The organism is Polaromonas sp. (assembly GCF_012927415.1).
Lineage (GTDB): Bacteria > Pseudomonadota > Gammaproteobacteria > Burkholderiales > Burkholderiaceae_C > Polaromonas.
Window position 1 is genome coordinate 20,513 of record NZ_JABBPF010000204.1, and the last position, 6,854, is coordinate 27,366.

General features: G+C 58.2%; 9 protein-coding genes and 1 tRNA gene. 2 read left to right on the top strand and 8 right to left on the bottom strand.

Annotated features, from left to right (window positions below; translation table 11 throughout):
• Positions 1 to 31: 31 nt before the first annotated feature.
• Positions 32 to 1,201, bottom strand: a complete 1,170-nt coding sequence (locus HHJ19_RS16680) for an ABC transporter substrate-binding protein (protein WP_296908991.1) — start codon at positions 1,199 to 1,201, stop codon at positions 32 to 34.
• A gap of 192 nt (positions 1,202 to 1,393) precedes the next feature.
• On the opposite strand from HHJ19_RS16680, the gene HHJ19_RS16685 reads away from it, so the two are divergent.
• Positions 1,394 to 1,795, top strand: coding sequence for a MarR family transcriptional regulator (locus tag HHJ19_RS16685; RefSeq protein ID WP_296908992.1), 402 nt, complete (start codon positions 1,394 to 1,396; stop codon positions 1,793 to 1,795).
• 56 nt (positions 1,796 to 1,851) lie between these two features.
• Here HHJ19_RS16685 and HHJ19_RS16690 read toward each other — a convergent pair.
• From HHJ19_RS16690 to HHJ19_RS16720, 7 genes are all read right to left on the bottom strand, one after another.
• A tRNA-Ser gene (locus HHJ19_RS16690) sits at positions 1,852 to 1,941 on the bottom strand.
• 54 nt (positions 1,942 to 1,995) lie between these two features.
• Positions 1,996 to 2,658 carry an urease accessory protein UreG gene (ureG, locus tag HHJ19_RS16695; protein ID WP_296908993.1) on the bottom strand — a complete coding sequence of 221 codons (663 nt, stop codon included), beginning with the start codon at positions 2,656 to 2,658 and terminating at the stop codon, positions 1,996 to 1,998.
• Between the two features lie 49 nt (positions 2,659 to 2,707).
• The gene (locus HHJ19_RS16700) at positions 2,708 to 3,406 is read right to left on the bottom strand and encodes an urease accessory UreF family protein (protein ID WP_296908994.1); all 699 of its coding nucleotides are present in this window, start codon (positions 3,404 to 3,406) and stop codon (positions 2,708 to 2,710) included.
• A 16-nt stretch (positions 3,407 to 3,422) separates the two neighbouring features.
• A complete protein-coding gene (ureE, locus tag HHJ19_RS16705) occupies positions 3,423 to 4,058 on the bottom strand; it encodes an urease accessory protein UreE (RefSeq protein ID WP_296908995.1) in 636 nt (211 codons plus the stop codon).
• 7 nt (positions 4,059 to 4,065) lie between these two features.
• Positions 4,066 to 5,796: an urease subunit alpha gene (gene ureC / locus HHJ19_RS16710; protein WP_296908996.1), complete on the bottom strand. Its 1,731-nt coding sequence runs from the start codon at positions 5,794 to 5,796 to the stop codon at positions 4,066 to 4,068.
• On the bottom strand, positions 5,796 to 6,134 hold the full coding sequence (locus HHJ19_RS16715) for an urease subunit beta (protein WP_296908997.1): 339 nt from the start codon (positions 6,132 to 6,134) through the stop codon (positions 5,796 to 5,798). The genes ureC and HHJ19_RS16715 overlap by 1 nt, the downstream gene beginning before the upstream one ends.
• Positions 6,135 to 6,248: 114 nt before the next feature.
• Positions 6,249 to 6,551 (bottom strand): urease subunit gamma, encoded by a 303-nt coding sequence (locus HHJ19_RS16720; protein WP_296908998.1) that lies wholly within the window; start codon positions 6,549 to 6,551, stop codon positions 6,249 to 6,251.
• Between HHJ19_RS16720 and HHJ19_RS16725 the strand changes: the two genes are divergently transcribed.
• On the top strand, positions 6,550 to 6,854 hold a 305-nt coding region (locus tag HHJ19_RS16725), incomplete at its 3' end, for a hypothetical protein (RefSeq protein ID WP_296908999.1). The genes HHJ19_RS16720 and HHJ19_RS16725 overlap by 2 nt on opposite strands.

The following is a 6,854-nucleotide window of genomic DNA, read 5'->3' on the forward strand; positions in this document are numbered from 1 at the left end:
GCAGGCGACTGGTTTTTGCTGCTGGCATGGCTTATTGTTTACCCGGATCCTTGAAGTCGGCGACATGGTCAAACTCGACGTTTTGCAGCCTGCCGTTGATCTTTTCGACTTTGCGGATGTAGATGTTTTGCACGATGTCACGGGTGGCTGGGTCGATGCTGATCGGGCCACGCGGGCTGATCCACTTCATACCCCTGGCTGCTTCGATGAACTTGTCGGCGTCTGTGTTGCCGTTGGTTTTCTTCAGCACTTCCGCGATCAGGCGCATGCCGTCATAACCGCCGACCGACATGAAGTTGGGCCGGTCTTTCGGGTAAGCTTTGTAATAAGCGTCCGTATACGCTTTGTTCTCTGGCGACTTGTGGGCTTCTGAGTAGTGGAATGACGTGACCAGGCCAAGCGCGGAGTCCCCAATGGCTTCCAGAATGTCTTCATCTGGCAAGTCACCAGTGGCAATCAGCTGGATGCCCGCCGCGTCTAGACCGCGCTCCTTGAATCCCTTCATGAAAGCGATGGTCTCACCACCGGGCGGCAGAAACAGAAATACCGCATCAGGCTTGGTGTCCTTGATTTTTTGCAGAAATGGCGCGAAGTCCGGGTTTTTCACCGGTGCCCGCACTTCGCCCACAATTTCCCCGCCCGCCGCGGTAAAGGTCTTTTTGAATTGACCCTCGGCGTCATGGCCAGGTCCGTAGTCGGCGACCAGAGTGAATACTTTTTTGATCTTGTTCTTTGCGGCCCAACTGGCAATGGGTGCCGAATTCTGCGGCAGGGTCATCGACGTCCGCACAATGTAGTTGGACTTGGTGGTGACAGAAGAAGTGGCCGCGTTCATCACCACCATCGGTCTTTTTGCTTCGGTGGCAACCGGTGCCACGGCGAAAGCCGAGGGCGTCAAACCGAAGCCAGCAAGAATGTCAACCTTGTCCTTGATGACCAGTTCCTGCGCCAGTCGCTTGCTCACATCGCCAGCTGTACCGGGGCTGTCATCCTTGATGATCAGCTCGATCTTGCGGCCACCAAAGGTGTCGCCCTGAGTGGCCAGGTAGAGCTTGACCCCATGTTCAATTTGCTTGCCATACGATGCAAATGGACCTGACATGGGAAGAACGAGACCGATCCTGACCGGCTCGGCCGCCCCGGCAACCGCGTTGAGCATCGCCGTCAAGGCAAGGGCGATAAGGGGGTTGTTCAGTTTCATACAGGCACCTCTGGTTGTGCAGCAAGGAAATGTGTAAATAATAAGTACACAAACAACAAGTGTAGGGATACGACGAATTGCTTCAGATAAGGGCTAACCCTTGAGCATCGAGACCATAAATTCCGACAATTCATCCGCGATGGATATCCATAACCAACCGGATATTACATAAGACGCCTGCACCAGATTTCTGTGGCGATCTTTCTGCGTGAAACGCAAGCCTTCGGCGTCACGCCGGTTCATTTCGCCGCCCTGCAGACAGTCGCAAGCCAGCCCGGTATCGACCAGCGGTCGCTGGCGCGGACCGTTGGGCTAGATACCTCAACCATTACGGGCGTGATTGACCGGCTCGAATCCCGTGGCTTGCTGGTGAGAAGTGCTTCGCCCGAGGACCGGCGCATACGCCAGCTCACACCGACAGACGCGGCCATTCAATTGCTCGCCGCCATCGCGCCGTCAACGCTCAGCGCGCAGAAACTCTTTCTCGATCCTTTGTCAGAAGATGAGCAAGCCGAGTTCACGCGCATGCTCCGCAAACTGGTGACGAAAAACAATGATTTGAGCCGCGCACCAAGCGATTTGGGGCGCGAGTAAGATGATTTGTCGGGGAAAAGAAAAACAGGCCATGAAGCCGATATTTCCCGATTGTCTGGCGGAAGCGGTGAGATTCGAACTCACGGAGGACTCGCATCCTCGGCAGTTTTCAAGACTGCTGCATTCAACCGCTCTGCCACGCTTCCGTGGTTACTAGTTTAACCGTAGGACTGACATGCCACAGGGCGTGCCCCAAAAAATTACAGTCTGGCCGTCTGCAGCATGCCCTTGGTTTCAATGAAGGCAACTACCTCGGCCAGCCCAGTGCGGGTTTTGAGGTTGGTCATGACAAAAGGCTTCAAGCCTTTTGGCGTGGTTCGCATGCGTATGGTGTCGGCTTGCATCACGCCCAGGTCGGCACCCACATAAGGGGCCAGATCGGTTTTGTTAATGATGAACAGATCGCTTTTGGTAATGCCAGGGCCGCCCTTGCGCGGGATCTTTTCCCCGGCGGCCACGTCAATCACGTAGATGGTGAGGTCGCTCAACTCGGGGCTGAAGGTTGCGGCCAAGTTGTCACCGCCCGATTCGATGAACACTACGTCGGCGTCGGGAAACTCCACCAGCATGCGGTCAATGGCTTCGAGGTTGATGGATGCGTCTTCGCGGATTGCCGTGTGCGGGCAGCCGCCCGTTTCCACGCCCATGATGCGTTCGGCGGCCAGTGCGCCACTGACGGTGAGCAGGCGTTGGTCTTCCTTGGTGTAGATATCGTTGGTGATCGCCACCAGGTCGTATTTTTCCTTCATGGCCTTGCACAGCATCTCCAGCAAGGTGGTCTTGCCAGAGCCGACAGGTCCACCAATGCCCACTCGAAGGGGTGGCAGTTTTTTGGTACGGTTGGCGATTTGGTGCAGGCTCATGGGGATTTTCGCTTGGATGGTTGAGATGGTTGAAAATGGCGGCGTTCCGTCAGGAGCGAAAGAGCCGCGAATACTGCGTTTCGTGCTGGGCGGAAAGAATTGCCAGCATGGGCGAAAACGCCTGGCGGTCGCTGTCTGCAAGCAACATAGCTGATTCGACCGCTGAGGGAATATCCCGGCTCAGTCGCGCCAGGATGCGCTGGCCGGCACTTTGGCCTAATGGCACCGATTTCAGCGCGGCCTGCATCATGTTCTCGGCCCAGCCAAACGCGTAGGCCAGCAGGCAGTCGCGCACACCGGCTGCAGTCTGCGATGCTGCCAGCGCAAAGGCGACCGGATAGGTCGGCTGCATTTGGGCGCAGGCCTCAATATGCTGAGGGTTGGCGCCGTCATGATTACGCAGCCAGTCCAGTAGCGAGCGGCCCATTTGCTCGGCCTGCAGCCGTAACTCGCTCGTTTCGCGGGTCTGAAGTACCCAGTCGTTGAGCTGCCGGATGCGCGGGAGGTCCGCTTCGCGCCAAGCCGGGATAGTTTGGGCAATTACCGCCAGATCGGCGCGCGCGATGGTCAGGTGGAGCTGGTCGACCAGCCAGTCTGATGCTATGCTTTCTGTAGCTATTCCCGCCCGTTCCACTGCCACCTCAAGCACTTCCGAGTAAGAAAATCCGCCCACGGGCAAGGCTGGTGAGGCGAGCCAGATCAGCTGGAGCAGGCTGGCCGCTGGAAGAATCTCGTCCGCTTGCGTCATCAATCCCGTACCCTGATCAATGGCTGTGCGGGGTGTGCGGATGAATCTGGATGGCTACCGGCTTGATTGCCTGCGGCGCATGGCCGTGGTCATGGCGGCAATCGGGCCCGTGGACATGGGCAGTTGCGGGCACGATGGGTACGGGCGTTGCGACGGGCGCATGCGCGTGGCCGTCCGCAGGGCTGTAGCCATGACCGGCAGAGCTGTAGGCGCCGCCTTCGGGCTCGAAGACCTCGTGCACTTCCTGCACGGTCAAATGCATGGCTCGCAGCATGTCGGCCAGCACATGGTCCGGCTCGATTTTCAGATGGTCGGGCTGGAGTTCAATTGGTACATGACGGTTGCCCAGATGGTAGGCGGCGCGGATCAGGTCGGAGGGCTTGCCGTGTGTGGTGCTGGGCGTGATGCGCAGCAATGCCTGCGGCGCGGCAATGACCCGCATCATGGAGCCGTCTTCAGCCAGCAGCACGTCCCCATCGCGCACCAGCGTGCCGCGTGGCAGGAACACGCCAAGCGGGCGGCCCAGCGAATCGGTCGCCTCAAAGCGGCTTTTCTGGCGCACATCCCAGTCAAGTTCGAGGGTGGACGCGCGTTTGAGCAGGATGGGAGCCAGGCCGGCACCTTGCGGAATAAGTTTGGAGATTTGAAGCATCAGGGGATTAAAACAAAAAGTAGCGCTGCGTCATCGGCAGGCCGGTGGCGGGGTCGCAGGTTAGCAACTGACCGTCAGCGCGCACTAGGTAGGTCTGGGCATCAACTTCCATTTTCGGCAGGTAGTTGTTGTGAATCATGTGCTGCTTTTTGACACCCCGAATATTCTTTACCGCGCTGAGGGTTTTAGCCAGGCCAAAGCGCTCTTTTATTCCAGCGGCCAGTCCGGCCTGCGAGACAAACGTCAGCGAGCCTTTAGCAATAGCGCCGCCGAAAGCGCCAAACATGGGCCGGTAATGAACCGGCTGCGGCGTCGGAATGGAGGCGTTCGGGTCGCCCATCGCGGCCATGGCAATAAAACCGCCTTTCAGGATGATGGATGGTTTAACGCCGAAAAACGCGGGTTTCCAGACCACCAGGTCAGCAAATTTCCCGGGCTCGATTGAGCCGACCTCGTGCGAAATTCCATGTGCGATGGCTGGGTTGATGGTGTATTTGCTGATGTAGCGTTTTGCACGAAAATTGTCATTACGCTCGGTATCACCGGGCAGCTTGCCGCGCTGCTGCTTCATCTTGTGGGCGTTCTGCCAGGTGCGGATGATGACTTCGCCGACCCGGCCCATGGCTTGGCTGTCGCTGGACATCATGCTGATCGCTCCCAGGTCGTGCAGGATGTCTTCGGCGGCAATCGTCTCCTTGCGTATGCGGCTTTCGGCGAAGGCCAGGTCTTCCGCAATCGCGGGATCCAGATGGTGGCAGACCATCAGCATGTCCACATGTTCGTCGAGCGTGTTGATGGTGTAAGGCATGGTCGGGTTGGTGGAAGAAGGCAGAAAATTGGCCTCGCCGACCACCCGCAAAATGTCGGGCGCATGGCCGCCGCCAGCGCCCTCTGTGTGAAAGGCGCACAGTGAGCGACCAATACCGTCTTTTTTTGTGGCGGCAATGGTGTTCTCGACAAAGCCCGACTCGTTGAGAGTGTCGCTGTGGATGGCCACCTGCACATCGGCTTCTTCCGCCACGTCCAGGCAGTTGCTGATGGCCGCCGGCGTGGTGCCCCAGTCTTCATGCAGCTTGAGGCCGATCACGCCAGCGTTGACCTGTTCGTGCAGCGCGGCGGGCAGGCTGGCATTTCCCTTGCCCAGAAAACCTAGGTTCATCGGAAAGGCATCGGCCGCCTGCAGCATGCGCTCGATGTTCCAGGGGCCGGGCGTGCAAGTGGTGGCAAAGGTGCCAGTCGCCGGTCCCGTGCCGCCGCCCAGCATGGTGGTCACGCCTGACGTCAGCGCTTCCTCGATCTGCTGCGGGCAAATGAAATGGATGTGCGAGTCGATACCGCCAGCGGTAACCAGCATGCCTTCGCAGCTGATGATCTCGGTACCGGGGCCAATAATGATGTCCACGCTCGGTTGAGTGTCGGGATTGCCGGCCTTGCCGATCGCGGCGATGCGTCCGCCCTTCAAACCGATGTCGGCCTTGACGATGCCCCAGTGATCCAGGATCACGGCGTTTGTCATCACCGTGTCCATAGCGCCCTCGGCATTGGTTCTTTGCGACTGCGCCATGCCGTCGCGAATCGTCTTGCCACCGCCGAACTTGACCTCTTCGCCGTAGCTGCCGGCGCGCAGCGTGTAATCGGCTTCAACTTCAATCATCAAATCGGTGTCGGCCAGCCGCAACCGGTCGCCGACGGTGGGGCCAAAGATTTCTGCGTAGGCGCGTCGGCCAATGCTTGCCATCAGGTTACTTCCTTTTTAACTTGCAACGGTGCATCCAGGCCGCCATTGACCAGCCCCCGAAAGCCGAACACCTGCCGCTGGCCCGCATAGTCCACTAGCTCCACCGTGCGCTGCTGGCCCGGTTCAAAACGCACAGCGGTGCCCGATGCAATGTTCAGCCGCATTCCGCGCGCCGCATCACGGTCAAAACCCAGAGCCGCGTTGGTCTCCGCAAAGTGGTAGTGTGAGCCAACCTGGATCGGTCTGTCGGCCGTGTTTTGCACCACCAGGGAGACGGTCCGGCGACCGACATTGAGGGCATGTTGCCCCGGGTCAACCAGCAGTTCTCCGGGAATCATGCGCATTGCTCCTTGAAGGGTTTGTTGGGGTGGCGGCAAAAATTCACGTCCAAAACGCCCTGGCATCTGTGAATAGTGTGCAAGCAGTCATGAGAAGCGGGGCATTCTCGCCTCTCAGGCGATGGGCTGATGCACTGTTACCAACTTGGTCCCGTCGGGAAAGGTGGCTTCAACCTGGATGTCGGGAATCAGCTCGGCTATGCCGTCCATGACATCGGAACGGGTGAGGATGGTTCGGCCTTCGCTCATCAACTGGGCAACTGTTTTACCATCCCGCGCACCTTCCATCACGGCTGCGCTGATCAACGCCACGGCTTCTGGGTAGTTGAGCTTAAGGCCGCGCGCACGGCGCCGCTCTGCCAGCAGTGAAGCCGTAAAAATAAACAGTTTGTCTTTTTCGCGCGGAGTCAATTCCATGGGGCTCTTTCGGGTTCGGCCTTTTTTTGTAACCGCAAGATTGGTGCCACCGGCTTTCAAACAGACCAAAGGCAATGCTCATGTTCACAGAATTTTCCCCAATTTTGGATCTTTTCCATTATTTCAATCATTTGCCGTTTCATTGACTTCCTGGCTAAGTCTTTATCGCTACCGATTCGGCCCGCCGCGCATGCGAATTCGCCGAGTGAAAAGTCGAACGCCTGCACCGGCCCTGAGGGAGTATCTGGCCTGCGCACCGGTCGTGTTTTCGCTGGGTAAGAATGGGTTTTTAAGCATCAACTG